The organism is Psychrobacillus sp. FSL H8-0487 (genome assembly GCF_038008385.1).
GTDB classification, from domain to species: Bacteria; Bacillota; Bacilli; order Bacillales_A; family Planococcaceae; genus Psychrobacillus; species Psychrobacillus psychrotolerans.
Window position 1 is genome coordinate 3,781,192 of sequence record NZ_JBBOZA010000001.1, and the last position, 25,615, is coordinate 3,806,806.

A 25,615-nucleotide genomic window follows, 5' to 3' on the forward strand; every position below is an offset into this window, starting at 1 on the left:
TTGATATAAACTTCTCCTTACTAGTAAAAAAACCAGTCTGACTTTATTTAGTCAGACTGATTTTTTATTCACCTTTTTCTATTAGTGTAGTCTTCGCTTTATCTTTTAGCTTTTTATCTAGCAAGTCTATTTTAAAAGAATAAAGACTGTAAGCAGACTCAAATTTCAAGAGTTTGTCTATTGTCTACAGGCTGAAACACCCATAATTGATTCAAGACCAGATTAAAGTCTTCTCTTTTAAAAGTTCTCCTCAATTTTGTCTTTTTTTAACCTTTTAAACAAACTTTTGGACTATTAATGAGTATTCTTATATACTAATATCCTATAAAGGGGGTTAATAAAAATGAGTATTTATAATTATAAAGTGAAGAAGCCTAACGGGGATATTCTTTCTATGGAAACTTACAAAGATAAAGTGATGCTAATTTGCAACACTGCTAGTCAATGTGAATTCACCTATCAGTACGAAGATTTACAGAAGTTATATGAAAGACAGTTAAAGGATGGTTTTACAGTACTTTCTTTTCCTTGTGACCAATTTGGCAATCAAAATCCCGAGGATGGCGTGCAAACTGCCGCACAATGTAAGCTACAATTTGGTGTAAGCTATCCAGTTTTTGATAAAATTAATGTCAACGGCGACAACACGCACCCTTTATTTAATTATTTAAAGCATGAAATTGATGCACCGGAAATCGAAAAAAATACGTTTCAACAAAAAATGTTATTTGAAAATATCGAAAAGTATTATCCAGAATTTTTAATTGGTAATAATATTCGTTGGAACTTTACAAAGTTCTTAGTAGATCGTAAAGGAAAAGTTGTTGCTCGTTTTGAGCCAGATGCTTCTATGGTTGATATCCAAGATGCTATTAAAGCATTACTTTAATCAAGCATTATATAAAAAGTCCTTTTACAAGGGGTACCCTTTGTAAAAGGACTTTTTAAAATTCAATACATATTGGGCTTTCTTTAACATAACTAAATACCTAATCTAAATCTAGCCTATTTGTGATACGGTTCATTTTTCATAATTCTAAAAGCACGATAAATCTGCTCCACCAACACCAACTTCATCAATTGGTGAGGCAAGGTCATTTTACTAAAGGAAAGTTTTTCATCAGAGCGTTTCATGACATCTTCATGTAATCCTAAAGATCCTCCTATAACAAACGCAATTTTGCTTCTTCCATATGTCATGAGAGATTCTATATCGCCAGCCAATTGCTCCGAAGTTTTCATCTTCCCTTCAATTGCAAGAGCAATAACATATGTATCTGCTCCTATTTTTGCTAGAATTCGGTCACCTTCTTTTTTCTTTACAATTTCCATATCAGCTTCACTTAGATTTTCAGGCGCTTTTTCATCAGCTACCTCTACTAAATCTATTTTGGCGTATGCCCCTAGTCTCTTCGTATATTCTTCAATTCCCATTTTTAAGTACTTTTCTTTTAATTTACCTACTGATACAATTTGTATATTCACAGGTTATCCACCTTTACATTTCGTTTACAAACAAGTTATGCACAGCACTTATGCACATATCCACAACAGTTATCTACATCTTGTGTTTCAATTTTCATTAGCCACAATATATAATGCGGAGTTTTCACAGTATGAACAAACTGTGGATAACTTTTCCTCTTCTTTTAATTCCTCTAACATAGGAAAAGTTTTTTGTTCTGCCACAAACATGTCTAAAGCGTGGTTTATATGGGTTTCACAACTGAATATTCTCACTTCCATCACTCCTTTTATTGTCCGAATACTTTTAATAGTTATACACAAATCACTCATTGTTATCCACAACCTATTTTACCAAAGAAAAAACGAGTAGGAAAGCCACGCTTTTTTTTCCTACTCGTTGTGTACATCTTTTATTTACACTAATAAGTTATCCACATGTTTATAGTTCTGTTGTTTCCTTTAAAAGTAATGTTAACTCTACTAGTTTTCCCTGTCTATAGACTTTTACTTTTAGTTCTTCTCCTGTTTCTTTTTCGTTGTACAGATGTTTGCGGAGTTCAATAGTATTTTCTATTTTTTCACCATCCATTTCTACAATGACATCGTATGATTTCATCCCTGCTGCTGCCGCTGGAGTTCCTTCCACTACTTCATCAACTACAACACCAGTTGTAACTTCAGCCGGTAATTTTAATGTTTCCTTTTGGTGAACCGCCGGTACATTCGTTAAATCAATAAGTGTTATTCCCATAGAAGGGCGATTAACTTTTCCGTTTTGCTCTAAATCTTCTATAATTGGAATGGCTGTATTAACTGGTATTGCAAGACCTATACCTTCTACCGTGGATTCAGAAATCTTCATCGAATTTATTCCGATAAGCTGCCCCGCTAAGTTAATCAGAGCACCACCGCTGTTTCCAGGGTTAATCGCAGCATCCGTTTGTAAAACCTCTGACTGCCAATCCTCTAAACCATCGCCATTTAAATCTACTGGTATTGCACGGTCTTTACCAGATACCACTCCTGTTGTAACCGAGCCATAAAAATCAAGTCCTAGAGGATTTCCTATAGCAATAACTGTTTCACCTTGTTTTAATATATCTGAGTCACCAAACTCTATAACCGCTTCTACACCAGTATCATCAATTTCAAGCACCGCTAAGTCAGACCAAATATCTCCTCCTACAATACTTGCTTCTGCTTTAGATCCATCAGCTAATGTTACTTCTACTGATTTTGCATCTTCAATAACATGATAATTTGTAATAACATAAGCTTTACCATTTTCTTTCTTATAAATTACGCCGGAGCCTGTTCCCGCATCCTGAGTTGCTTCTGATTGGTTCCAGAAATTTGTTACGGACTGAATATTAGTTATCCCAACAACTGCACTTGAAGCTTTTTCTACAGCATCAGTGACATCTGTAGTAACATCTACTGAAAGCTGTTGTGTTTGTTTTGTTGTATCTTTTGACTTTGTTTCACTGTCTGATGGTAGGTTTGTTACTACAGAAGGTATTAAGAACCATACGAGTAAGGCACCAACAAGTACGCCTGCAAGTCCACTAAAGAAATAGCCAGCCATGCCTCGTTTTTTTCCATTCCTTTTCTTGGGTTCTATCGTGGGTTGTTCATTTGGCAATTGTGGTCCATAGGGATTATTTATATCCATCTTTCTCTTCCTCTCTATTTCTAATATGTCTGATACTAACAATGTACCCATTACACATTAAAATAAGATGAAAATTTCTTAAAAAATAAATAAAAGTTCCAAATACTACACCCATAGTATTCGGAACTTCGATTTTTATTTTTATACAAATACTAGCTCTGTAGGTTTATTGGCATCTGTGTCATGTAGATGCACATACTCTCCTGCAATCACACCACAGGATTGAAGTGTTTGCGTAACACTCATACGAGCTAAGTCTTTCATATTATTATCTTTACTTAAATGTGATAAATAGATATTCGTATTCTTCACATCAATTACTTCACTCATAGCAACTGCAGCATCCTCATTAGAGACATGTCCAACATCACTTAATATTCTTCGTTTAACGGACCAAGGATAACGACCCATCTGCAACATGCTAACATCATGATTACTCTCAAAGACAAAGGAGTCTGCTCCTTTAATAAGCCCTTTCATACGATCGCTCACATATCCTGTATCCGTGATTAAAACAAGTTTTCGATCATTTTCATGGAAAATATAAAACATAGGGTCGGCTGCATCATGAGATACTGCAAAAGATTGTATATCAATAGAGCCAAACTGTTTTACAGTTTCCATATCAAATTGAAATCTTTGGTCTAATGGTACGTTACCGATTAGTGGATCCATAGCAGACCATGTTTTTTCATTTGCAAAAATAGGAATACCATACTTTCTAGCTAAGACCCCTAACCCTTTAATATGATCGCTATGCTCATGGGTGATAAAAATTCCAGAGAGCTTTTTAATATCCCGATCAATTTCTTGAAATAACTGATCCATCTTTTTCCCACTTAGTCCTACGTCTACTAAAAATGAATGTTCCTCATTTTCCACATAAACAGCATTACCACTACTACCACTTGCTAACACACTAAACTTCATCTTTAAAACTCCTTATTCTACTGCTGATTGTTCCGTCTCTTTTTGCATCTCAATTACTCTTCCTTCTACTGCATTTACAAAGTATTCTTCCATTGTGCCATCTATTAGTTCTACAAGAATATGCCAAGTTGGTGCAAAAACTTGTGTCTCTGTTACCTGGGCTAACGTCGAATATCCAAGTTCAATATCTTTAATCATGGAGTCTGGTTTTAAAAGAATATTATCATACAGTATTTTTATCACCTGTAAATGAGGCAACAATTTTTGGGACTCATTATAATTTTCTAAGTCATCCAGTATAGTCTGTTCATAACCAATGAGCTCATTATTATCATTCCAGTGAACTACTAGCTTCGCATTCGTATTATAGTATACCAACCGTTTATTTACTTGCTGAAATAATATAGCTGTTTTGCTTTCTTCATCTATTTTCCATAGACCATAAGCTGAACCTCTTATCACTTGCTCTTGTACTATTTTTTCAATGGTATTTTCATCGGTTATTTTTATAGGTTCTTTAAAGGTACTCACTAGTTTATCTGTATTAAGGTTTTCTATTTCTTGATTCTCTAATTCTTCTATTTCCTCTAGAGTAAATTTATGGACAGTTCCTGACACATACGAAGCCTCTTGTATGGCATGATCAGTCTCTAAAATTTTTATATTATCGATAGCGAGTTTCTCTGAGATAGGTGTATCTGTCGGTTTGTCCATTTGTTGAGATTCATTATACCGACCTAAATATAAAGAAAGTAAGAATACGTTTAAAATAGAAAAGACAATTATAAAGATAGTTTTCGTTTTATTCCAGTCCATATTTCATCCCTCCTAATAATTCAGGAGATATGGGAATCCAGCTTCCACTCTCTAAGTAATACCAGGAAGGTTCTAAATTGAAGTGAGGTTGAGTCTCATCTCGAGATAAGTAATATCCTATTATGACATCATCTATAGTGTCCGTATTAATATCAGTTGCATTAGATAAAAAGTCATAAACAGACTGTCCTGAAGCTAGCTCTACTTCCCGTGTTTTAAAAGGGACAGCAGCAGCAAGTGTATAAAGAGGATGATAATATTGATACACTCGCTCAACTCCCCACTTCTGAGAGATTTCCGTTGATATCTCTCTACCAAAAACCGGTAAGTCTGCAAAATACAACTGATAGTTGATTTGACTATTGTCAGTGTTCATTCTGTAATACCGATAGTCATCTGTCCATCCGTTATGCTCATTGACAAAGTTCAAGCTATTTTGAATGAGATCTACTGGGACCCCTGGATTATCATTCTCCGAAGCAGGATGCACATAGCCAAAACTTCTACTATTATAATTCACTTTCATTAATGCGCTATCATCGGTGAATTGCAGTTCGTTCGTACCAACTGAATTACTTCTCACTAAGCTTGGGTTATTGAACAGAGCATCTTTGAATTTTTCTGATTCAATCTCTTTAATAGAATAGGTATAACTCAATATTTTTTCTGGTGACGATGAAACGTATAATGATAATTTATTGTCTGTAATTATTTCATTATATACTTGCATGTTTTCTGTGTACTTTAAGATACGATCCGTAAATCCTAATTTATTCACCTGTTCTGCGGTCGCTGTATACATCTTCTGTTGTGATGTACTTATAAAATACAAGTTCATGTGCTCCGGGGTTTCCTCACTCCAATCGATTATTAATCGATTAAAATAAGCATCCGGAAAAGCCGGATTTGCAAACTTTAAGGTCGTGCCTAAAACCTCTACAGGAACATCCGCCGCAAAAAACAAACTTGCACGATTAGGCTTTTTGATAAACTCATTTATTTGATCGGTATTTAGTTTATTACTTGCTAATTCAACCGTTTGAATTTCCCAATTTTTCATATTGTCGAGTATAAACTCAATAGGCTTACTGTTAAAAGATCCTTTTAACTCACCTTCTTGACTTATAATCATACGATAAGGTTTAATAACGTCTTCTATTTTCTTTTTTTGAGCAATGGATATATCTACAGTGGTTCCTTCGCTTGTTTGAATAACAGGAGAATATGTCCAGATAGCAAAAGTTAATGTAAAGCTAAGGAAAATAAGTAAGACCAGAACAACTGATTTTAATTGCTCAATATATTTCAATCCCACTCACCTTCCTCTTCAGTTAAAATATCTAGTGTGAAGAAAATAGTCGTTCCTTTCCCTTCATCGCTTTCTGCCCAAATTTTACCGCCATGGGCCTCAATCATTTCCCGGGCAATTGCTAAGCCTAGGCCTGTACCACCCATTGATCTTGCTCTCGCACGATCCACTCTGTAGAAACGATCAAAGACTCGATCTACATTTTCAGATGGAATCCCCATACCATCATCAGAAATCATAACTTTTAAGATAGAGTCTGAAACTACTACACCAAACCGTATGTTGCCCCCATCTGGAGAATACTTAATAGCATTTGAGATAATATTATCGATTACTTGTGTTAACTTATCTGTATCAATATCCACGTAATAAGCATTGTCAGAAAGCATTCGTACAAAGCTTACATGATCTGACTTAGAAAGTTCAAATCTATCGATAATTCTATTGAAAAACTGATTGAAGTTAACAATTTCTCTATTCAAATCATAATCTCTACTATCCATTTTAGATAATTGAAGTAGGTCATTTACTAGTCGAATCATTCTTTGTGTTTCTGTCTGAGTTACCTGTAAAAATGATGGTGCAATTTCTTCATCTTGCCAAGCACCATCAGCCAAAGCTTCTAAATAACTACTCATTGTTGTAAGAGGTGTACGGAGTTCATGAGACACGTTTGCTACGAACTCTCTTCTTTCCATATCAACTTTTTCATGTTCTGTATTGTCATGTAATACTGCTATTAATCCGTTGACAAAACCAGTTTCTTTTTGAATGACCGAAAAGTTGGCACGTAAAATAAAAGGTCTTTCTTTTGAGCTTAAATCCAAATTAATTGCTTCTTTTAAATGGATTAAATCTTCAAATGAATAGACTGGATCTATTCCAAGTACTGAAATGATCGGACGATTTAAAACCATTTCTCTTGGTATACGTAATAATCTTAGAGCCGGATCGTTTATAAGGATAACCCTACCTTTACGATCTGTCGCTATTACCCCGTCAGTCATGTTGGTTAAAACAGATGCTAGCTTTCTACGCTCTGCTTCCGTTGTTGATTGAGCTTCCTGTAATCTATTCGTTAAATGGTTAAAGGCAATTGCCAGCTGTCCGATTTCATCATTACCATAAACTCGTACTTTTCTAGAAAAGTTCCCTTTTGCCATTGCTTGTGCTTGTCTTCTCATATCGGAGATAGGACGTGTAATAGTCTGGGCAATTAGTATCCCTAATATTACTGTAATAACTAATGCTACTGCGGTACCTCCAGCAAGTATTCGATTAATTTCATTCATCTGACCAAAAACATTTTCAATATTAGACTCTACATATAATGTTCCAATTACTTCACCCTTATAAATAATCGGTGTAGCTAAATTCCAAATTCTATTTGTTGTTTCTCTATCTACCGATATATTATTAAAGGTGGCTTCTGCCGTAATGGATTTACGAACTAAATCATCCATTGATCGTTGGCCAACAATCGATTGGTTGTTTGAATCTGAGGTTGCTAAAATCTGATACCTAGCATCTATAACACGTACTTCTTTAATATCAATTGAATTGAGTTCAGACAAAATAGAATATAAACTTTGTTCTTTTGTTTGGTCTTCTTCGCTTCGTACTTTGATCATTTCTTCCCGGGCACTATATTCTATTAAGCTAACACGATCGGATATAGAGTCTTGAAAGTTTTTTCTCAGTGTTATTTCTAGTTCACGAACAAAATATAAACCTATAATTTGCATCGCAATAACAATAAGTAATACATAAATCAGCACAATCTTAACGTGAATCGATTTAAAGTAGCCAACTTTTTGCATTCCTTCTACTCCTGTTCAGGACTTCTTAAATAATATCCTACACCTCTTCTAGTTACGATATAGGTAGGATGACTTGGGCTATCTTCAATTTTCTCACGTAGACGTCGAATTGTTACATCCACTGTACGCACATCCCCAAAATAGTCATACCCCCAGACCGTTTGTAGTAAATGTTCGCGAGTCATCACTTGTCCTATATGTTTCGCCAAATAATGCAATAACTCGAATTCTCGATGTGTAAGCTCGATTGTCTCTTCTCTTTTTAACACTTGATAAGCATCTGGCTGTATCGTTAGTGGACCAATAACAATGTCATTTGTCACTACTTCTGCATCTTCTTGAATAGTTTGGTGTCTGCGCATATTCGCTTTAACTCTAGCAATTAATTCTCTTGTGCTAAATGGTTTTGTTACATAATCATCAGCACCAAGTTCTAAACCAAGTACTTTATCTATCTCTGAATCTTTTGCTGTTAGCATGATTATAGGAAAATCATATTTTTTTCGGATTTCTCTACAAACTTCCATTCCATCTTTGTTAGGAAGCATAATATCCAATAACATTAAGTCAGGTTGATCTTCCTCCACCTTTTTTAATGCCTCATCACCATTGTAGGCACAAACTACTTGATACCCTTCTTTTTTCAAGTTAAATTGCAGTATGTCTGCAATTGGTTTTTCATCATCTACAACTAATATTTTTTTACTCATTTTAAATTCCCCTTTTTCTATTATCTATATTTATTTTAAGTAAATTTTTTTAATAATAATCATATCTACTTTAACATTGTTTTAAACTTCCTGCATCCCTGACAGGTCATGGCCCCATAATTCGACTCACTTTGTCGAATTATTTCCCAGGAAATTTAATAAAGTGCAAATTCCGCCAGTGGGGATTTGCACTCTATTTTACTTGGATAAAAAAGAGACAGTCCATATTACGACTGTCTCCTATATATTATTGATTTAATACAGTTAATGGGTTAATCGTCACACCATTTTTTTCCACTTCGAAATGGAGATGAGTTCCTGTAGAACGTCCAGTGCTTCCCATTACACCAATTTTAGTGCCGGTTGGTACTACTTGACCTACTTTTGCAGAAATAGAAGACAGATGAGCATAAGTTGTTTTGTATCCATTTTGATGGTCAATGATTACACGGTTGCCATATGTCCCATCCGAACCAGCAGCAACTACTATTCCATTATCTGCAGCTTTTATCGTAAACCCACTTGGTCGTGCAATATCAATGCCTTCATGTTGGCGCCCCCAACGATGTCCCATTTTACTAGAAATATATCCACCTTCAGCTGGCCAAGCGAACACACCCGAGCCACGTGAGGGAATTACTTTCGTTCCTTTTAAAACGATATGATCTTTTGGCTCCACAAGAATTGTCTCTTCAATAACAGATTGCCCAACTTGTACCCCATTCACTTTACTAATTAAGTATGTCGCCTCTTTTTGACCATCCGAGCCTTCTTGTTTTACCTTCGTATCGCCTTTATACATATCTTCTGTTTCTTCTACTTTTTTTGTATGTAATATAGTTTCTACAGCCTTTTTCTCATACTGTACTTCTATATTAATAAGTGGTTTTAAGACTGTAACGTTTAACTCTTGGCCTATTTGTAATACGGTAGAATCTGTTATCCCAGGATTAAGTGCCATTAGTCCAGCAGATGTTAAACTATGCTTGTCAGCAATAGTTCCTAATACGTCACCTGTAGCAACTGTATATAACTCTTTTTCTAAAGTTCCTTCTAAAAGAAGTTTCACGGCATCGTCTGGTGAAACAATCTGACTAGGGTTTGTTTCTACTGTCACCCCTGATACCTTTTCTTTTATTGTTAAATTAGAAATACGAGTTTCGATTTCTTTTAAGTCGGGTAAAGTGTCACTAGTATTATTTCTAGCTTCCAGTATATTTAATTCTGCTTCTGAAACAAAGTGTAATTTTAGTTTTCTTAGAGCTTCGTTGTAAGCATCTAAGTCTTTGACGTAGACTGCCATCTCGTCATTGATTGATAATGCAAATGCTTTTGCTTCTACTTCTACTAAGCTCTCAAGCTTTTGAAGAGTAGCTTTATCATCAGTATTAGGAGTAAAAACTTGTTCCGGTACTACCGATAACTTAGATCCTGCCGTTAAAGACAAATCCTTAAACTGGGAGCTAGATTCTTCAACCTTTTTGTTAAGCATTGACTGTACTTTTGTTTGATCCGAAACAGCCCCGACATATTGACCATTCGTATATATATGGTATATTTCTTTTAATGTGCTGCTCTCACTTTCTTTTGCAAAAGCCATATTAAATGAAATACTTGAGATAAGTAAAACTGATACGGCTGCTTTTTTCACCATATTTGACTTTCCGTTTGATAGAACATTCAGTTTTGATAACTTTTGTTCCTCATTCTTACTTTTCAAAAACATGATAAAGCCCCTTCCAAACTATATATAAACTTTTACTTCATTTCACGCTACTCTAATTTAACATATTTGAAATGAAGATGTGTAGGATAACAGGACGTTGTAAAGAAACTGTAGTATTACTTCCATATACTAGTTATTTTTTACATATTTTATAATAAAATAATCCTTTTAACCTATTGCCTCTATTTATATAAATTAGTAATCTCCAAAATATTCATATATTATACATATACCGCCAAATATCTTTGTTATATTTGTCATAATAGAAGACTTATATAATAGCGAATTCCCGAATTTCTACATTAACAGACAAAAAACCGTCATAAAGCATGCTTTATGACGGTTTTTTTGCTTATTATTTCCAAACACTTGTAATGATGTTTGTTTGAGTGCGATCTGGACCTACTGAGAAAATCGAGATTTGCACACCTGTAAGTTGTGAAATTCGTTCCAAGTAATGACGAGCTGTTTCAGGAAGTTCATCAAGTGATTTACACTTAGTAATGTCTTCACTCCATCCTGGCATCTCTTCATAAATTGGTTCACATTCACCTAAAATACGAAGGTTAGCTGGATACTCTGTGATTAATTCATCTTTATATTTATAAGCAGTACATATTTTAACGGTATCTAATCCAGTCAAAACATCAATAGAGTTAACAGTTAAATCAGTTAACCCGCTTACACGACGTGCATGTCTGATAACTACTGTATCAAACCAGCCAATTCGACGTGGTCTGCCAGTAGTTGTCCCATACTCTTTACCAACTTCACGGATTTGATTTCCAACTTCATCAAATAGCTCCGTAGGGAAAGGACCATCACCTACACGTGATGTATAAGCTTTACAAACTCCTACTACATGACTGATCTTGGTTGGACCTACTCCTGCACCAATTGTTACTCCTCCAGCTACTGGATTGGAAGAAGTTACAAACGGGTAAGTGCCTTGGTCTATATCCAACATAACTCCTTGTGCACCTTCAAATAATACACGACGACCATCATCTAATGCGTCATTTAATACCTTTGATGTATCTGTAACGTACTTAGCAATCTCTTGTCCATAACCATAAAACTCTTCTAAAATTTCTTCTAATGTAAAGCCGTCTGTTTCATAAAACTTCTCAAACATTCTATTCTTTTCTTGTAAGTTAAGTTCTAACTTTTCTTTAAAAACTTCGTAATCCAGAAGATCTGCAATACGGATTCCTACACGAGCAGCTTTGTCCATATAAGCTGGTCCAATACCTTTACCTGTAGTACCGATTTTATTTGCTCCTCTACGAGCCTCTTCAACTTCATCTTGTTTTAAATGATATGGCAGAATAACATGCGCACGATTTGAAATGCGTAAGTTTTCAGTTGTAACACCACGATCATGTAATCCCTTTAGCTCTTTTACAAGCGCTCTCGGATCCACTACCATTCCGTTTCCTATAACAGAAATTTTATCTTTATAGAAAATACCTGAAGGAATTAAGTGAAGCTTGTAAGTTTCTCCTCCAAAAATAATCGTATGACCTGCATTATTACCGCCTTGGTAACGTGCGATTACTTCTGAGTGTTCGGATAGAAAGTCTGTGATTTTCCCTTTACCTTCGTCTCCCCATTGTGTTCCAACTACTACTACTGATGGCATTTGCCAGCACCTCCGTCAGACATTTTGTATGTCCTGATTCAAACATTGTTATTGTACCAATCTAAGTGTCCTTAGTCAACTGATTTAACACAAAAACACGAACAGAAAATGTGTAAGCGCATTTATTGTTCGTGTTTTCGATATAAAGTTCTATTCTCATTATAAATTATTAATGGAATTTTAAGTTCTTGCTCTTTTCTAATTATGCAGGTGGTGCTTGATGTTGACTCCAATCAATATTAACGAATTTGTTGAACTCTTTAACGAATGCAAGTGTAACTGTTCCAGTCGGACCATTACGTTGTTTTGCAATAATGATTTCGATCATGTTCTGATTTTCGGTTTCTTTGTCATAATAATCTTCACGGTATAGGAAGGATACAATATCCGCATCCTGCTCAATAGAACCAGATTCACGTAAGTCAGACATCATCGGTCGCTTGTCTTGACGCTGCTCCACTCCACGAGATAGCTGAGACAGTGCAATAACAGGAACCTGCAGTTCACGCGCTAAGCCTTTTAATGATCGAGAAATTTCTGATACCTCTTGTTGACGGTTAGCTTGGCTTCCACCACTACCTTGGATTAACTGTAAATAATCAATTAGAATCATTCCAAGTCCGTGCTCTTGCTTCAAGCGACGACATTTAGCTCGAATTTCATTAACTCGAATACCTGGAGTATCATCAATGAAAATTCCTGCATTTGAAAGACTTCCCATTGCCATTGTTAACTTGCGCCAATCTTCGGTTGTCAATGCCCCGGTACGGAGTACTTGAGCATCTATATTCCCCTCCGCGCAAAGCATACGCATGACTAACTGTTCTGCACCCATCTCTAAACTAAAGATTGCTACATTTTCATCTGTTTTGGTCGCTACATTTTGTGCTACATTTAGTGCAAATGCAGTTTTCCCTACAGATGGACGGGCAGCTACAATGATTAAATCATTTCGTTGGAAACCAGCTGTAATTCGATCCAAATCACGGAACCCTGTTGCTATACCAGTAACATCACCTTTTCTTGTATGAAGTTTTTCTATATTATCGTATGTTTCCACTAAAACGTCTTTAATATGCTCGAAATCACCAGCATTTTTGCGGCTGGCAACTTCCATCATTTTACGTTCTGCTTCTGCTAACAATGCTTCTACTTCGTCTTCCCGAGTAAAACCATCTTCTACTATGGTAGTTGCTACTCGGATTAAACGACGTAAAATAGATTTCTCTTCTACAATCTTGGCGTAATATGCTATATTTGCTGCGGTTGGAACGGCGTTAGCAATCTCACTAATATACGAAATGCCACCTACATCTTCTAATTCCTTCTTAGCAGAAAGTTCTTCCGTCACGGTTACAACATCGATTGCCTTCCCTTTGTCGCTTAAATGAAGCATCGTCTGGAAGATTTTTTGATGTGCTACACGATAAAAATCTTCAGCTAGTAAGATCTCGCCTGCAGTAATTAATGCCTGTGGTTCTAAAAATATTGCTCCTATAACAGATTGTTCGGCTTCTTGGTTATGTGGCGGTACACGGTCCAACATTGGATCGCTCATTTACCTCTCTCCTTACGCTTCTTCTGCAACAAGAACTTTTAATGTTGCTACAACTTCATGATGAAGTTTCACAGGAACATTAGTATATCCTAATGCTCGAATTGCATCATCTAATTCCATTTTGCGTTTGTCTAATTTTATACCATGTGACTTTTCTAATTGAGAAGCAATTTGTTTTGTTGTAATTGAGCCAAATAGTCGACCATCATTTCCAGACTTTGCTTTTAACTCTACTGTTAATTGCTCTATTGTTTCTTTTAATTGTTGTGCATCTGCTAGCTCTTGAGCTGCTTCTTTTTCTGATTTTTTCTTTTGCCCTTCAAGAGCACTTAATGCAGCTGCATTTACTTCTACCGCTAATTTGTTTTTTAGTAAGAAGTTGTGTGCATAACCATCTGCAACATTTTTAACCTCGCCTTTTTTCCCTTTACCTTTTACGTCTTTTAAGAATACTACTTTCATTCTTCATTTCCTCCTTCGATTGTATCTATAATTGCATTTTTTAGAAGTATTATTGCTTCGTCTATCGTGGTATCTTCTAACTGACAGGCGGCATTAGTTAAGTGCCCTCCACCATTTAGCTTTTCCATTATAACTTGAACATTTACATCACCCAATGATCGGGCACTGATTCCTATAGTAGATTCACTTCTCCGGCCTATTACAAAAGAGGCACCAATATTATTCATCGTCAATAAGATATCAGCGGTTTGAGCAAGCAATACTTGACTATAAGAGATGTCTTCCATACCATGTGCAATAGCAATGCCTTCTCTAAAGAATTCTACCGTCTGAACAATTTTAGAGCGTTCAATATAGGTATCAATGTCTTCCTTCAACATACGTTGAACAAGAATTGTATCTGCACCATGCGTACGCAAATAGGATGCTGCTTCAAATGTTCTTGCTCCCGTACGTAGCGTAAAGCTTTTCGTATCAACAATAATACCAGCTAACATGGATGTTGCTTCCAACATAGATAACTTTTCATTTTTCGGTTGATACTCAATTAGTTCAGTTACCAACTCTGAAGTAGAGGATGCATAAGGTTCCATGTAAACAAGCATCGTGTTGGAGATGAATTCTTCTCCACGTCGATGATGATCGATCACAACTACCTTCTCTGCTTTTTGAAGCAGCTTTTCATCAATAACTAGGCTAGGCTTATGTGTATCTACTACTACTAATAATGTTTTGTCTGTAATTTTGCTTATTGCCTCTTCTGGGCTTATAAAACGGTTATATAACTCTGGTTGTTCTTTGATCTCATCCATTAAACGAACAACACTATTATCCAACTCATTAGTATCCAATACAACATAACCTTCTACTTTGTTCATACCAACCATTTTTCTTACTCCAACAGCAGAGCCAATTGCATCCATATCGGGCATTCTATGCCCCATAACAAATACTTGGTCACTATCCTGGATAAGATCACGTAGCGCATGGGAAATAACTCTTGCTCTTACTCGCGTACGTTTTTCTACTGGATTTGTTTTCCCACCATAAAACTTCACTTTTCCACTTGAATGCTTTATCGCTACCTGATCTCCACCACGTCCTAATACTAAATCTAAGCTGGACTGAGCAAGTTCTCCAAGTTCTACTAGGGAAGTGGACCCAGCACCAACACCTACGCTTAAAGTAAGGGAAAATCCGAATTTAGCAGTAGTTTCTCTTATATCATCTAATATAGAGAATTTACTTTTTTCTACTTCTACTAATATGGATTCATTAAAAACGGCTAAAAAACGATCCGAGGAAATTCGTTTTACATAAATTCCGTATTTGGCTCCCCAGTCGTTCACAGAGGAAGTTACCAGACTGTTAAGCCTTCCTCGAGTTTGATCATCTATCCCTTGTGATATTTCATCATAGTTATCTATAAACAGAACACCAATAACTGTTCGATCTCCATAATAGAGCGATTCCATTTCGATCTGTTCGGTTATATCAAAGAAGTATAGAAGCTTTTCTTCCGCTTTATAAAACACTTTATAATTTTTTTCATCTAAGGAAATAACCATTTCTTTAGATTCTTCCTGTTTTTTAAGCTGTTGAAAATCCTTTGATATCGAAAGGAGCTCCTCACCAATAATCGTATCGAATGGAAGTTGTTGGGTCATGTACGGATTGGCCCATTCAATGATGTACTGATCATTTATGAGTAATATTCCGATTGGCATTTCTAATAAGGCTTCTTCTCCTACCCTTTTCATCCGGTAAGAAAGAGTTTCTATATGTTTTTCTGTCTCTTCATACACACGTTGTTCAATCATCCATGCATAGATGAATACACCAATTACCATTAGAGCGAACAATAGTCCAATCAATGTGTTGGTAGACAGTAATAAATAAGTTGCAACCCCACTAAGTAGTAAAAACAATATGAGTGGATATCGAATTGGCCGTTTTCTAAAAAAAGATGCCACTAGATCAGCTCCTTATTTTTTGTATCTGTCTTTTATAAAATCTCTGATATTAAATCCTAAATCTAATACCCCTACTATAATAGTAAATGTATATAGTGGAACTGCAAAGATTGTCGCAAGAATCATTGACCATTTTGGCCATCCCTCTATATAAAAATAGTAGTGTATTAGAGAAACACCTTGTAAAAACAAAAGAGCTCGTAATATTAATGCTGCATTCACCAAAGCTAAATAGCCAAACGTTCCTACGTCAAATGATACAAACAATGAGAAAATCGATACGATTAAATAATACCATAACACTGCTTTAGGTAGTCTAAAATCCATGAATTTAGGGAACTTAGGTACACTTAATTTCAACTTTTTTAATAGAGATAAATTAATGATTAAATATAACCAAGCACTAATAAACACCCCGCCAATAAAATAGCTGGGCATAATTGATTCGATAAGCATTATGCTTTGTTCAACTAACTCGTCATAACCCTCAGGCAATTGACCAAAGGAAGACATAATATTTCCCAGTTGTTCGTAGTATACTTCAATGGTCGTGATTAATTGCTTCAAAACATTCATATTTAAAAACAAAATGGATATTATGTATTGTACAGCAGTCATTAAAAGTAAAAACAACCCTGTTGACATGAGCATATACAATTTGGACTTTTTAGCCTGAATTGCATATCCAATGAGAAAACCTAACGGACCAACTAGTAATCCAAAGATAAATCCAAAAACTCCGCCAATAACAAAAGAAATAATAATCGCAATCACCGTGACAAATACAGCTTGTTTTCTTTCAAACTTTGCACTGTACCATGCAAGGGGTAACGGTACAATAAATGACGTGAAAAATCCTAGTACTGGAACATAAACTGACATTGCCAACAAAATAGCAAATAGCGCAATCATCATAGATCCATAAGTTAAATAATTTGTTTGATTTCTTTGCATTTAGGAACCTTCCTTTAATGTAATCATCTATTCATTGTAACAGATTGTTTACAACAACTAAAATTCCACATACTGTATAGAAAAGTGCAAACGTCTATGTTTGCATTGAAATGCGGTGAAGTATGAAGGTAAAGGCACACTTTTCCTTTATCTGTCATTAAAAGTGAAGGACTTGAAGTATTTTAAAAGTTCACAAAAAAAAGACCGGTTTCCCGGTCTTTCTAATTTATACTTATCTCTCTTCAGAAGAGAATGGAAGTAAAGCCATGATACGAGATACTTTAATAGCTCGTGTTAATTTACGTTGATACTTCGCACTAGTTCCTGTCACACGACGTGGAAGAATTTTCCCACGTTCTGACACGAATTTTTTCAACAAATCTACATCTTTATAATCAATGTGTACGATATTGTTTGATGTGAAGTAACAAACTTTACGGCGTCTTTTGCCTCCGCGACGAATTGCCATATCGAGTTGCCTCCTTTTCGATTAAAGTAAACATGCTAAGTAATGCTTTTTAGAACGGTAAGTCGTCATCCGATACTTCGATTGGTCCACTACTATTAGAAAAAGGATCCTCATCTACACGTGTATAATTTTGCTGATTCGATGGTTGGTTTTGCTGATATGAAGGTGCTGAATATTGCTGCTGGCCATTCCCCGAAGATGATTGTCCACCTTGGTTGCCTCCAGAGCTATTACGTGGTTCTAAGAACTGAACGCTGTCTGCAACAACGTCTGTAGTATAAACACGTTTTCCATCTTGTCCTTCATAACTACCCGTTTGAATGCGCCCTTCAACACCAGCTAAACTTCCTTTTTTCAAGTAGTTTGCTGTGTTCTCAGCTTGCTTTCTCCAAACGACACAGTTGATAAAATCAGCTTCTCTTTCACCTTGTTGGTTGGAGAATGTACGATTTACAGCTAGTGTAAATCTAGCCATTGCAACACCACTTGGTGTATAGCGAAGTTCCGGATCTTTTGTTAGTCTTCCAACTAATACGACACGGTTAATCATCAGTAAACAACCTCCCTCGATCAGCTTTTTTAGTCAGTTTTATTTTTTTGCTTTAACTTTAATATCATCGATACGAACAGCAATGTGACGGATAATGTCTTCATTGATGTTAGCTAAACGTGTGTATTCATCGATTGCTTTTGAATCAGCAGTTACTTTAAGGATTTGGTAGAATCCTTCACGTAAGTCATTGATTTCGTAAGCTAAACGGCGTTTACCCCACTCTTTTGCTTCGATGATTTCTGCACCATTTGAAGTTAAGATATCTTGGAAACGCTCTACTAAAGCTTTCTTCGCATCTTCTTCGATTGCTGGTTGAATAATGTACATTAATTCGTACTTTCTCATCTATTTACACCTCCCTATGGTCTTTGGCCGACTATTGAAAGCCGACAAGGAGCAAGTAATTCTATTACTCACATCAATGAATTGTAACATAGTTTATCTAACGTATCAAGGATGATTGTCATTATTTTACTCATTGAGGTATATTTATTTTAAATAGGAGGCACGTATATGGAAAACAATGAAGAAACTTTAGCCGTAATTGATATCAATTTAAAAAAGGTCGCATGGGAAAGCATTGGACTAACTGTGGGTTTATCTATAACAGGGCTAATTCTATTTCCTTGGTTAACTAGTATTACCGAAATAACTTTCTCTTTTTGGAACTTCCTCTGGTTCTTTATCGGTTATGTAGTATTAATCATATTGCATGAGTGCCTTCATCTCGTTGGATTCTGGCTTTTTGGGAAAGCACCTTGGAATAGTATGGACTATGGGGTCAATCTTAAAATGGGGGTAGCATATGCTACTACAACTATGCCTATCCCAAACGGTGCCATGAAAAAAGCATTGTTACTTCCTTTTTGGGCTACTGGATTTTTACCAATGATTTTTGGTTTTTGGATTGGATCTCTTTCACTTGTCCTGTTGGGTGCCTGGTTAATCGCTGGAGCAGCTGGAGACTTTGCCATGTATAAGGAGCTCAGAAAATATCCAAATGATTTATTGATAAAAGATGATCCAGTGAAGCCTAGGTTATATGTATTAAGAAAAAGCGCGCAAAATTAAAAGGGTGATATGCGATTGATTTGCGCTCCAATCAATTAGATCTCTACTTTATATAATTGGATATAAAACCAATTTGGCTACTGTTAACATCTAAGCAGAAGCTATGCTCTATCTAATGATGAGAGTACTTCTCAATTAATTGATTGTGTACATTTTATATACTTATTATTCAATAGAAAAAAGGATTAGTGATTTCTCACTAATCCTTTTTCTATTATACGTTGAAGCGGAATAACATTACGTCTCCGTCTTGTACGATATACTCTTTTCCTTCTAAACGAACTTTACCAGCTTCTTTTGCAGCTGCCATAGATCCAGTTTCAACCAAATCATCATAAGCTACTGTTTCCGCACGGATAAAACCTTTTTCAAAGTCAGAGTGAATTACACCTGCACATTGAGGTGCTTTCATACCCTTAAGGTATGTCCAAGCACGAACTTCTTGTACTCCAGCTGTGAAGTAAGTAGCTAAACCTATTAATGAGTAAGAAGCTTTAATTAACTGATCTAAACCAGATTCTTTAATTCCTAATTCTTCTAGGAACATTGCTTTCTCCTCATCTTCTAGTGCTGCCATTTCTTCTTCAATTTTTGCACATATAAGTATTACCTCTGCGCCTTCTTCTGCTGCAAATGCACGCACTTTTTGTACATATTCATTTTCGCCATCAGCCATAATATCATCTTCTGATACGTTCGCAACATAAAGCATTGGTTTTGTTGTCAGCAAATGAAATCCTTTAACTACGCGTTGTTCTTCTTCCGTAAATTCAACCGAACGACCCGATTTTCCAGCTTCGAAAGCTTCTTTTAAGCGAGTAAGAACTGGTTCTTCTGCTAGTGCTTCTTTATCTCTTTGTTTTACCATTTTAGTTACACGAGCTAAGCGTTTATCTACGCTCTCTAAATCCGCTAATATTAACTCTAGGTTAATCACTTCAATATCTGAGATTGGATCTACTTTTCCAGATACATGTGTAATATTTTCATCTTCGAAGCAACGAACAACCTGACAAATTGCATCTACTTCACGTATATGAGCAAGGAATTTGTTTCCAAGTCCTTCCCCTTTACTAGCGCCTTCTACAATTCCCGCGATGTCCGTAAATTCAAATGCTGTAGGAACTGTTTTCTTTGGTACTACTAGCTCTGTCAATTTATCTAAACGCTTATCAGGTACTTCTACTACCCCTACGTTAGGATCAATCGTTGCAAATGGGTAGTTTGCTGCCAATGCTCCAGCTTTTGTTATTGCATTAAACAATGTAGATTTCCCTACGTTTGGTAGTCCTACGATTCCTGCAGTTAAAGCCATATATGTCACAACCCTTCATTATTTTAAACCATAAACTTTATATACAACTTGTTCATTATATTGATTTTAGTTATAAAAGTCTATCATTACTCAGCATCCGCTTGCACAAGGAGCTTTTTCATCTTCTTTTCAAATTCTTTTCTAGGAATCATTACACTATGTTGGCATCCTTCACACTTTATACGTATATCCGCACCCATTCGAATGATTTTCCAAGCGTTTGTTCCACAAGGGTGTTGTTTTTTCATTTCTACAATATCATTTAGTTGAAATTGCTTCTTTTCCATTTCGTCACCTACTCATTTTAAATAGTTATCGGGTTATGAAATCTTAATGCCTTTCAATTCGAAAAATTCTATTAAATCTCTCCTAATTTTTCTAGCAATACTATTTTGTTTAGTTGGTAAAGTCTCAGCGGTGAAACGCACTACTATTTCAGATGCATCAAAACTTTGTACCCCAAGATAACTAGGTGTTTTCACAAGTTCTTCATACCTGTTTGGTAGCCCTTCAAGAAATTCTTCAATATTCTTTTCCATAGATGGAATATCATTTTCAGGTGCTATACTAATGTCTATTAAAGCTAGTGAGTTATAAATGGAATAGTTTATAACAACTAAAATGCTACCATTAGGAATTATATGAAGTTCTCCGGTATAACTCTTCACTTTTGTCGTTCGTAAACCTATTTCTTGTACAATTCCATTCGCTGTTCCTATTTGTACTTGATCTCCAACTGCAAATTGATCTTCAAACACTATAAAAAAACCAGTAATAACGTCTTTTACTAAGCTTTGGGCACCAAAACCAACTGCTAGACCGACAATTCCCGCCCCAGCCAACAATCCGGCTACTTTTATACCAAATGTAGTTAAAATAGCTATAATAGCACTGAAATAAATAACATAAGTTAAAACATTTTGAAGCAGTTTTAGTAATGTATTTTGTCTACGCTCTGAATAGCCTAAAGGGCTTCTTTGTCTGACCGCAAATACCTTTTGGATGATGTGTTTTCCAAACTTCACCGCAATAGCAGTTAATAATAAGATTAGTATTACTTTTAAAAAGGTAAGTCCTAGTTGAATCCAAGTCTCTTCTGTAAATAAATAATCCTTCAAACTTTGTAGCCTTTCTTCCATAAACTTGTTACCACCTCATTTGAATAAATAATTTCCTAGATGCATATACTGACTTAAAAAGAAAGTGAGTAAAATTATATGAACTCTTCTGCTATTAATACTATTTCCGAATCTTCTACAATTTATTATAAAGAAACAGGTGCAGTTTGGCGATTAAGTAACTACTTTATAGAACAAATACCATTTGATCATCCAAATCTAGTGTTTTGTTGTATAGGTACTGATCGCTCAACTGGGGATGCACTTGGACCAATGACTGGCTCTTTTTTATCGCAACTCAAGTCATTCCCTTTTGAAATTGTAGGTACATTGGACAATCCTTTACATGCATTAAATATTGAAGAAATTACAGATACACTCCTTAGCTCTTCCATAGCCCCATACATTATTGCTATAGATGCATGCTTAGGAAATGTGAATAATATTGGACAAATCATTGTTCAACGTGGTCCCTTGTTTCCAGGAAAAGCAGTTAAAAAAGATTTACCACCAATAGGTGATGTATCTATTAAGGCTATTGTTAATATCGGAGGTTTTATGGAATATAATGTTTTACAAAGTACTCGTCTCAGCCTTACTTACGATATGGGTAAAATCATATCTCGTTCTCTACTTTTAGCATGGCATCGTTATAATTTAAAAGTTATAAATAATAGTAACAGCAATGCCGACGACAACTAAACTTGGTAATAGATTTGCCACTCTCACTTTCGTTACTCCTAAAAGATTAAGACCAATAGCAATAATCATAATACCACCAGTTGCTGTCATTTCTTGAAGAAATAATTCAAGTGCAGCCTCTGGTATTATTTTTGTTATTTGAGTAGCAAACAAAGCTATTACTCCTTGATAGATGGCTACAGGAATTGCAGAAAAAAGAACACCTATTCCTAAAGTTGCAGCAAGAACAATAGAGGTAAATCCGTCAATTATCCCTTTACTTATTAATAATTCATGGTCGTTTTGTAAACCTCCGTTGAGAGCTCCAAGTACTCCCATTGCTCCTATTACAAATATCAACGTTCCTGCAACAAATCCCTGGGCAATTCCTGCCCCCTGCTTTGGAGATCCCATTTTAGTTTCTAAAAATTGTGCGAATCGGTTTAACCATTTATCCAGATCTATCCATTCCCCGATGACTCCACCAAAAACAATACATATAATGACTAAAACAAAATTATCACTTTCTAAGCCCATTTGAATACCTAACAAAGCTACCGCTATACCAATTGCATTCATAACAGTTTGTTTCATATTTTCCGGGATTCCTTTTAATAATCTACCTATAATAGCCCCTACTACTATTAATAGAGCATTTATCAATGTTCCAAATAGTGCCATTACCATGCCTCATTCCACCGCTAAAAATATAACCTATTCTTAGGCATTGCCTAAGAATAGGTTTTTAATCTTCTAACAATTGCAATATTCTTTCCAGATCATCATCTGAGTAGAACTCAATTTCAATTTTACCTTTATCTTTGTTTTTCACGATAGAAACAGGAGTTCCAAATAATTCTCTTAACTCAGATTCCTTTTCTTTAGTAAAAATATCCTTCTGAACTTTTTTTGTTTCACGTGGAACATTTTCATTAAGGCGCTGAACTAAAGCCTCTAGCTGTCTAACATTTAAGTTTTCTTTTATGGACTTTTGCATAATTAGTGGAATGTTTTTTTTCTTCTTTAATCCAAGAAGTGCTTTACCATGTCCCATTGAAAAAATCCCATCAGAGATAGCATCTCTAACAACCTGAGGTAATGAGAGTAAACGAATATGATTGGCTATATGAGGTCTACTTTTCCCTAATCTAAAAGCAAGTTGTTCTTGAGTTAAGTTTAAATGCTCCAGTAGATTTTGATACGCCTCTGCCTCTTCAATCGCAGTTAAATCTTCTCGCTGAAGATTTTCAAGAATTGCAAGTTCCATCATTTGCTGATCATTTAGTTCTCTTATAACTGCAGGAATAGCTTCTAAATTTGCTAACTGAGATGCTCTATATCTTCTTTCCCCTACTACTATTTCAAACTTCGATCCTTTTTTTCTTAATATAATAGGTTGCAGAACACCATGTTCCTTAATAGATTCAGAAAGTTCTTTCAGAGCTTCTTCGTCAAATATTTTACGAGGTTGAAAAGGATTTGGTTTAATATCGATGATTAGAATCTGTTCAACCTGTTCTAATTGATCTAAATCTAAATCTTCTCCAGGGAATAATGCATTAATACCCTTTCCTAATCCTTTAGCCATTACGAATCACTTCCTTCGCTAATTCTAAATATACCTCTGCCCCTCTAGATTTTGGATCATATATAATGATTGGTTCTCCATGACTTGGTGCTTCACTTAAACGAACATTTCTAGGAATTATTGTTTTGTATACTTTATCTTGGAAGTATTTTTTTACTTCTTCAATTACTTGAATACCAAGGTTTGTACGAGCATCAAACATTGTTAGTAATACACCATCAATAGCGAGATTTTTATTTAAATGCTTTTGAACCAAGCGAATTGTACTTAATAATTGGCTTAAACCTTCCAACGCATAAAATTCACATTGTACCGGAATAATAATTGCATCTGCAGCAGTTAATGAATTAATCGTTAATAATCCCAAAGATGGCGGGCAATCTATAACAATATAATCATATAAACTTTGTACTTCCTGTAAGGCTCTTTTTAAACGAACTTCTCTAGAAATTGTAGAGACTAATTCTATTTCAGCACCGGCTAAAGAAATAGTAGCAGGAACAATATGTAAATTTTCAACTTTTGTTTCTAAGATTGTATCTTTCACACTAACATCATCAATGAGGACATCATAAATACATTGCTGAACCTCACCTTTATTAACCCCTACTCCACTAGAAGCATTCCCCTGTGGATCTATATCAACTAGTAATACTTTTTTCCCCAAGTATGCAAGGCAGGCACTTAAATTCACGGATGTAGTTGTCTTTCCTACCCCACCTTTTTGATTGGCGATTGCTATAATTCTTCCCACACTTGCACCAACTTCCTTACTATATAATAGCCACTTCTTTATTCTATCAAATTTTGAATAGAAATGGATGTTATTCTTGTTACAAAAGAAAAAACTCTCGCAAAATTATGCGAGAGTTAAAGTAAAATAGTATATTATGATTTCTTTTTAGGGATTCTTACAGTAATTTGATAGAATTCTTCTGTATCTTCTTCTTCAGTTTTTATATTAATACCACTTTTAGTGACCATAGATAAAGATTGTTTAATCGTATTTAATGCTATTCGAACATCTTTACTTACTACTTTTCTTCTTGATTTTACTTTCTTATCTTCTTTAACTGGTGGGTTATTAATTTCATTAACCCTTTCTTCTAGTTGTTTCACATTCCAATGTTTCTCAATGGAAGTATTCATCAATTCTAGTTGTACTTCTTTTTCTTTAATAGCCATTAACGCACGAGCATGTCTTTCCGAAAGTTCTTTTTTCATAATAGCTTCTTGAACTTCTTGAGGTAACTTTAGTAATCTCAGTTTGTTTGCAACTGTAGACTGCCCCTTACCTAGACGTTGGGCCAGTGCTTCTTGAGTTAGATCATGAAGTTTTAATAACTTCTGATATGCTACCGCTTCCTCAATTGCCGTTAACTCTTCACGTTGTAAGTTTTCTATTAATGCAATAGAAGCAGTTTCTTTATCACTTAAGTTACGGATTATTGCTGGAACTTCTGCCCACTTAAGCTTTGTCATCGCTCTAAAGCGACGTTCTCCAGCAATAATCTCGTACTTTTCATCTTCCATTTTTCGAATAATGATTGGTTGAATCACACCGTGAGTATGAATAGTTCTAGCTAGTTCTTCAATTTTATCATCATCAAAAACAGTTCTAGGTTGATATCTATTAGGTACTATTTTCTCAATTGCTATATTTAAAACTTCTTCTAAGTGATTTTGCCTTGGCTCAATCAGCTCTTCTTGCCCTTGTTTTTCAGAACTTCCAAAAAAACGTGAAAACGGACTTTTCATCTTACTCGCACCACCTTTTCGAA

At 35.4% G+C, this 25,615-nt stretch carries 27 protein-coding genes; 3 read left to right on the forward strand and 24 right to left on the reverse strand.

Translation table 11 applies throughout. The features are described from left to right. Positions 1 to 343 precede the first annotated feature (343 nt). On the forward strand, positions 344 to 889 hold the full coding sequence (locus tag MHI47_RS19360) for a glutathione peroxidase (RefSeq protein ID WP_340831945.1): 546 nt from the start codon (positions 344 to 346) through the stop codon (positions 887 to 889). A 116-nt stretch (positions 890 to 1,005) separates the two neighbouring features. On the opposite strand, the gene rlmH is transcribed toward MHI47_RS19360, so the two are convergent. The 17 genes from rlmH to rpsF all read right to left on the reverse strand — a co-directional run bounded on the left by rlmH (position 1,006) and on the right by rpsF (position 18,406). Then, on the reverse strand, positions 1,006 to 1,485 hold the full coding sequence (rlmH, locus tag MHI47_RS19365; RefSeq protein WP_093537986.1) for a 23S rRNA (pseudouridine(1915)-N(3))-methyltransferase RlmH: 480 nt from the start codon (positions 1,483 to 1,485) through the stop codon (positions 1,006 to 1,008). Positions 1,486 to 1,572: 87 nt separating this feature from the next. Next, positions 1,573 to 1,797 (reverse strand): CxxH/CxxC protein, encoded by a 225-nt coding sequence (locus MHI47_RS19370; RefSeq protein WP_445678304.1) that lies wholly within the window; start codon positions 1,795 to 1,797, stop codon positions 1,573 to 1,575. A 109-nt stretch (positions 1,798 to 1,906) separates the two neighbouring features. Beyond that, positions 1,907 to 3,139, reverse strand: coding sequence for a S1C family serine protease (locus MHI47_RS19375; protein ID WP_445678305.1), 1,233 nt, complete (start codon positions 3,137 to 3,139; stop codon positions 1,907 to 1,909). Between the two features lie 141 nt (positions 3,140 to 3,280). Beyond that, the gene (locus tag MHI47_RS19380) at positions 3,281 to 4,069 is read right to left on the reverse strand and encodes an MBL fold metallo-hydrolase (protein WP_093537989.1); all 789 of its coding nucleotides are present in this window, start codon (positions 4,067 to 4,069) and stop codon (positions 3,281 to 3,283) included. 12 nt (positions 4,070 to 4,081) lie between these two features. Continuing rightward, positions 4,082 to 4,885 (reverse strand): two-component system regulatory protein YycI, encoded by an 804-nt coding sequence (locus MHI47_RS19385; RefSeq protein ID WP_340831948.1) that lies wholly within the window; start codon positions 4,883 to 4,885, stop codon positions 4,082 to 4,084. Further along, positions 4,872 to 6,200 (reverse strand): YycH family regulatory protein, encoded by a 1,329-nt coding sequence (locus tag MHI47_RS19390; RefSeq protein ID WP_340831949.1) that lies wholly within the window; start codon positions 6,198 to 6,200, stop codon positions 4,872 to 4,874. The genes MHI47_RS19385 and MHI47_RS19390 overlap by 14 nt, the downstream gene beginning before the upstream one ends. Continuing rightward, on the reverse strand, positions 6,191 to 8,014 hold the full coding sequence (gene walK, locus MHI47_RS19395; RefSeq protein ID WP_340831951.1) for a cell wall metabolism sensor histidine kinase WalK: 1,824 nt from the start codon (positions 8,012 to 8,014) through the stop codon (positions 6,191 to 6,193). Before walK ends, MHI47_RS19390 begins: the two co-directional genes overlap by 10 nt. A gap of 5 nt (positions 8,015 to 8,019) precedes the next feature. Further along, on the reverse strand, positions 8,020 to 8,724 hold the full coding sequence (gene yycF / locus MHI47_RS19400) for a response regulator YycF (protein ID WP_093537993.1): 705 nt from the start codon (positions 8,722 to 8,724) through the stop codon (positions 8,020 to 8,022). 247 nt (positions 8,725 to 8,971) lie between these two features. Next, positions 8,972 to 10,450, reverse strand: a complete 1,479-nt coding sequence (locus MHI47_RS19405) for a M23 family metallopeptidase (protein ID WP_340831953.1) — start codon at positions 10,448 to 10,450, stop codon at positions 8,972 to 8,974. Positions 10,451 to 10,805: 355 nt separating this feature from the next. Next, positions 10,806 to 12,092 (reverse strand): adenylosuccinate synthase, encoded by a 1,287-nt coding sequence (locus MHI47_RS19410; RefSeq protein WP_093537995.1) that lies wholly within the window; start codon positions 12,090 to 12,092, stop codon positions 10,806 to 10,808. Positions 12,093 to 12,294: 202 nt separating this feature from the next. Next, positions 12,295 to 13,650: a replicative DNA helicase gene (dnaB, locus tag MHI47_RS19415; RefSeq protein ID WP_093537996.1), complete on the reverse strand. Its 1,356-nt coding sequence runs from the start codon at positions 13,648 to 13,650 to the stop codon at positions 12,295 to 12,297. Positions 13,651 to 13,662: 12 nt separating this feature from the next. Then, positions 13,663 to 14,112 carry a 50S ribosomal protein L9 gene (gene rplI, locus MHI47_RS19420; RefSeq protein ID WP_093537997.1) on the reverse strand — a complete coding sequence of 150 codons (450 nt, stop codon included), beginning with the start codon at positions 14,110 to 14,112 and terminating at the stop codon, positions 13,663 to 13,665. Then, a complete protein-coding gene (locus tag MHI47_RS19425) occupies positions 14,109 to 16,085 on the reverse strand; it encodes a DHH family phosphoesterase (RefSeq protein WP_340771259.1) in 1,977 nt (658 codons plus the stop codon). Before MHI47_RS19425 ends, rplI begins: the two co-directional genes overlap by 4 nt. Before the next feature lie 12 nt (positions 16,086 to 16,097). After that, entirely contained in the window at positions 16,098 to 17,039 is a 942-nt protein-coding gene (locus MHI47_RS19430; protein WP_340831955.1) for a YybS family protein, read from the reverse strand. Positions 17,040 to 17,271: 232 nt separating this feature from the next. Next, positions 17,272 to 17,508: a 30S ribosomal protein S18 gene (rpsR, locus tag MHI47_RS19435; protein WP_093538000.1), complete on the reverse strand. Its 237-nt coding sequence runs from the start codon at positions 17,506 to 17,508 to the stop codon at positions 17,272 to 17,274. Between the two features lie 49 nt (positions 17,509 to 17,557). Further along, positions 17,558 to 18,058 carry a single-stranded DNA-binding protein gene (ssb, locus tag MHI47_RS19440; protein ID WP_093538001.1) on the reverse strand — a complete coding sequence of 167 codons (501 nt, stop codon included), beginning with the start codon at positions 18,056 to 18,058 and terminating at the stop codon, positions 17,558 to 17,560. Between the two features lie 39 nt (positions 18,059 to 18,097). Continuing rightward, positions 18,098 to 18,406 (reverse strand): 30S ribosomal protein S6, encoded by a 309-nt coding sequence (rpsF, locus tag MHI47_RS19445; protein WP_093538002.1) that lies wholly within the window; start codon positions 18,404 to 18,406, stop codon positions 18,098 to 18,100. Between the two features lie 168 nt (positions 18,407 to 18,574). Between rpsF and MHI47_RS19450 the strand changes: the two genes are divergently transcribed. Then, positions 18,575 to 19,132: a DUF3267 domain-containing protein gene (locus MHI47_RS19450; RefSeq protein ID WP_340831957.1), complete on the forward strand. Its 558-nt coding sequence runs from the start codon at positions 18,575 to 18,577 to the stop codon at positions 19,130 to 19,132. A gap of 214 nt (positions 19,133 to 19,346) precedes the next feature. On the opposite strand, the gene ychF is transcribed toward MHI47_RS19450, so the two are convergent. The 3 genes from ychF to MHI47_RS19465 form a co-directional block, all read right to left on the reverse strand. Next, on the reverse strand, positions 19,347 to 20,447 hold the full coding sequence (gene ychF, locus MHI47_RS19455) for a redox-regulated ATPase YchF (RefSeq protein WP_093538004.1): 1,101 nt from the start codon (positions 20,445 to 20,447) through the stop codon (positions 19,347 to 19,349). Between the two features lie 86 nt (positions 20,448 to 20,533). After that, a complete protein-coding gene (locus MHI47_RS19460; RefSeq protein WP_093538005.1) occupies positions 20,534 to 20,734 on the reverse strand; it encodes a DUF951 domain-containing protein in 201 nt (66 codons plus the stop codon). 33 nt (positions 20,735 to 20,767) lie between these two features. Beyond that, the gene (locus tag MHI47_RS19465; RefSeq protein WP_340831959.1) at positions 20,768 to 21,586 is read right to left on the reverse strand and encodes a mechanosensitive ion channel family protein; all 819 of its coding nucleotides are present in this window, start codon (positions 21,584 to 21,586) and stop codon (positions 20,768 to 20,770) included. A 78-nt stretch (positions 21,587 to 21,664) separates the two neighbouring features. On the opposite strand from MHI47_RS19465, the gene yyaC reads away from it, so the two are divergent. Then, positions 21,665 to 22,267 carry a spore protease YyaC gene (yyaC, locus tag MHI47_RS19470; RefSeq protein WP_093538007.1) on the forward strand — a complete coding sequence of 201 codons (603 nt, stop codon included), beginning with the start codon at positions 21,665 to 21,667 and terminating at the stop codon, positions 22,265 to 22,267. Here the strand turns inward: yyaC and MHI47_RS19475 are convergent. The 4 genes from MHI47_RS19475 to noc form a co-directional block, all read right to left on the reverse strand. Next, positions 22,223 to 22,927, reverse strand: coding sequence for a DUF554 domain-containing protein (locus tag MHI47_RS19475; protein WP_093538029.1), 705 nt, complete (start codon positions 22,925 to 22,927; stop codon positions 22,223 to 22,225). The two genes, yyaC and MHI47_RS19475, sit on opposite strands and share 45 nt — an antisense overlap. Before the next feature lie 64 nt (positions 22,928 to 22,991). After that, a complete protein-coding gene (locus tag MHI47_RS19480; RefSeq protein WP_093538008.1) occupies positions 22,992 to 23,834 on the reverse strand; it encodes a ParB/RepB/Spo0J family partition protein in 843 nt (280 codons plus the stop codon). Further along, positions 23,827 to 24,588 (reverse strand): ParA family protein, encoded by a 762-nt coding sequence (locus tag MHI47_RS19485; protein WP_093538009.1) that lies wholly within the window; start codon positions 24,586 to 24,588, stop codon positions 23,827 to 23,829. Before MHI47_RS19485 ends, MHI47_RS19480 begins: the two co-directional genes overlap by 8 nt. A 134-nt stretch (positions 24,589 to 24,722) precedes the next feature. Then, complete coding sequence (gene noc, locus MHI47_RS19490) at positions 24,723 to 25,592, reverse strand: nucleoid occlusion protein (protein WP_093538010.1); 870 nt, start codon at positions 25,590 to 25,592, stop codon at positions 24,723 to 24,725. Between the last annotated feature and the right edge of the window lie 23 nt (positions 25,593 to 25,615).

Excerpts from the sequence above, each read along its gene's own strand:
- MHI47_RS19375 (WP_445678305.1), bottom strand. The coding sequence starts at position 3,139 with ATGGATATAAATAATCCCTATGGACCACAATTGCCAAATGAACAACCC.
- MHI47_RS19405 (WP_340831953.1), bottom strand. The coding sequence starts at position 10,450 with ATGTTTTTGAAAAGTAAGAATGAGGAACAAAAGTTATCAAAACTGAAT.
- ychF (WP_093538004.1), bottom strand. The coding sequence starts at position 20,447 with ATGGCTTTAACTGCAGGAATCGTAGGACTACCAAACGTAGGGAAATCT.
- noc (WP_093538010.1), bottom strand. The coding sequence starts at position 25,592 with ATGAAAAGTCCGTTTTCACGTTTTTTTGGAAGTTCTGAAAAACAAGGG.
- rpsR (WP_093538000.1), bottom strand. The coding sequence starts at position 17,508 with ATGGCAATTCGTCGCGGAGGCAAAAGACGCCGTAAAGTTTGTTACTTC.
- MHI47_RS19465 (WP_340831959.1), bottom strand. The coding sequence starts at position 21,586 with ATGGAAGAAAGGCTACAAAGTTTGAAGGATTATTTATTTACAGAAGAG.
- yyaC (WP_093538007.1), top strand. The coding sequence starts at position 21,665 with ATGAACTCTTCTGCTATTAATACTATTTCCGAATCTTCTACAATTTAT.
- MHI47_RS19385 (WP_340831948.1), bottom strand. The coding sequence starts at position 4,885 with ATGGACTGGAATAAAACGAAAACTATCTTTATAATTGTCTTTTCTATT.
- MHI47_RS19460 (WP_093538005.1), bottom strand. The coding sequence starts at position 20,734 with ATGGAAAAGAAGCAATTTCAACTAAATGATATTGTAGAAATGAAAAAA.
- MHI47_RS19480 (WP_093538008.1), bottom strand. The coding sequence starts at position 23,834 with ATGGCTAAAGGATTAGGAAAGGGTATTAATGCATTATTCCCTGGAGAA.
- MHI47_RS19380 (WP_093537989.1), bottom strand. The coding sequence starts at position 4,069 with ATGAAGTTTAGTGTGTTAGCAAGTGGTAGTAGTGGTAATGCTGTTTAT.
- dnaB (WP_093537996.1), bottom strand. The coding sequence starts at position 13,650 with ATGAGCGATCCAATGTTGGACCGTGTACCGCCACATAACCAAGAAGCC.
- MHI47_RS19360 (WP_340831945.1), top strand. The coding sequence starts at position 344 with ATGAGTATTTATAATTATAAAGTGAAGAAGCCTAACGGGGATATTCTT.
- MHI47_RS19475 (WP_093538029.1), bottom strand. The coding sequence starts at position 22,927 with ATGGCACTATTTGGAACATTGATAAATGCTCTATTAATAGTAGTAGGG.
- MHI47_RS19430 (WP_340831955.1), bottom strand. The coding sequence starts at position 17,039 with ATGCAAAGAAATCAAACAAATTATTTAACTTATGGATCTATGATGATT.
- walK (WP_340831951.1), bottom strand. The coding sequence starts at position 8,014 with ATGCAAAAAGTTGGCTACTTTAAATCGATTCACGTTAAGATTGTGCTG.
- rplI (WP_093537997.1), bottom strand. The coding sequence starts at position 14,112 with ATGAAAGTAGTATTCTTAAAAGACGTAAAAGGTAAAGGGAAAAAAGGC.
- MHI47_RS19410 (WP_093537995.1), bottom strand. The coding sequence starts at position 12,092 with ATGCCATCAGTAGTAGTAGTTGGAACACAATGGGGAGACGAAGGTAAA.
- MHI47_RS19450 (WP_340831957.1), top strand. The coding sequence starts at position 18,575 with ATGGAAAACAATGAAGAAACTTTAGCCGTAATTGATATCAATTTAAAA.
- rpsF (WP_093538002.1), bottom strand. The coding sequence starts at position 18,406 with ATGAGAAAGTACGAATTAATGTACATTATTCAACCAGCAATCGAAGAA.
- yycF (WP_093537993.1), bottom strand. The coding sequence starts at position 8,724 with ATGAGTAAAAAAATATTAGTTGTAGATGATGAAAAACCAATTGCAGAC.
- ssb (WP_093538001.1), bottom strand. The coding sequence starts at position 18,058 with ATGATTAACCGTGTCGTATTAGTTGGAAGACTAACAAAAGATCCGGAA.
- MHI47_RS19370 (WP_445678304.1), bottom strand. The coding sequence starts at position 1,797 with ATGAGTGATTTGTGTATAACTATTAAAAGTATTCGGACAATAAAAGGA.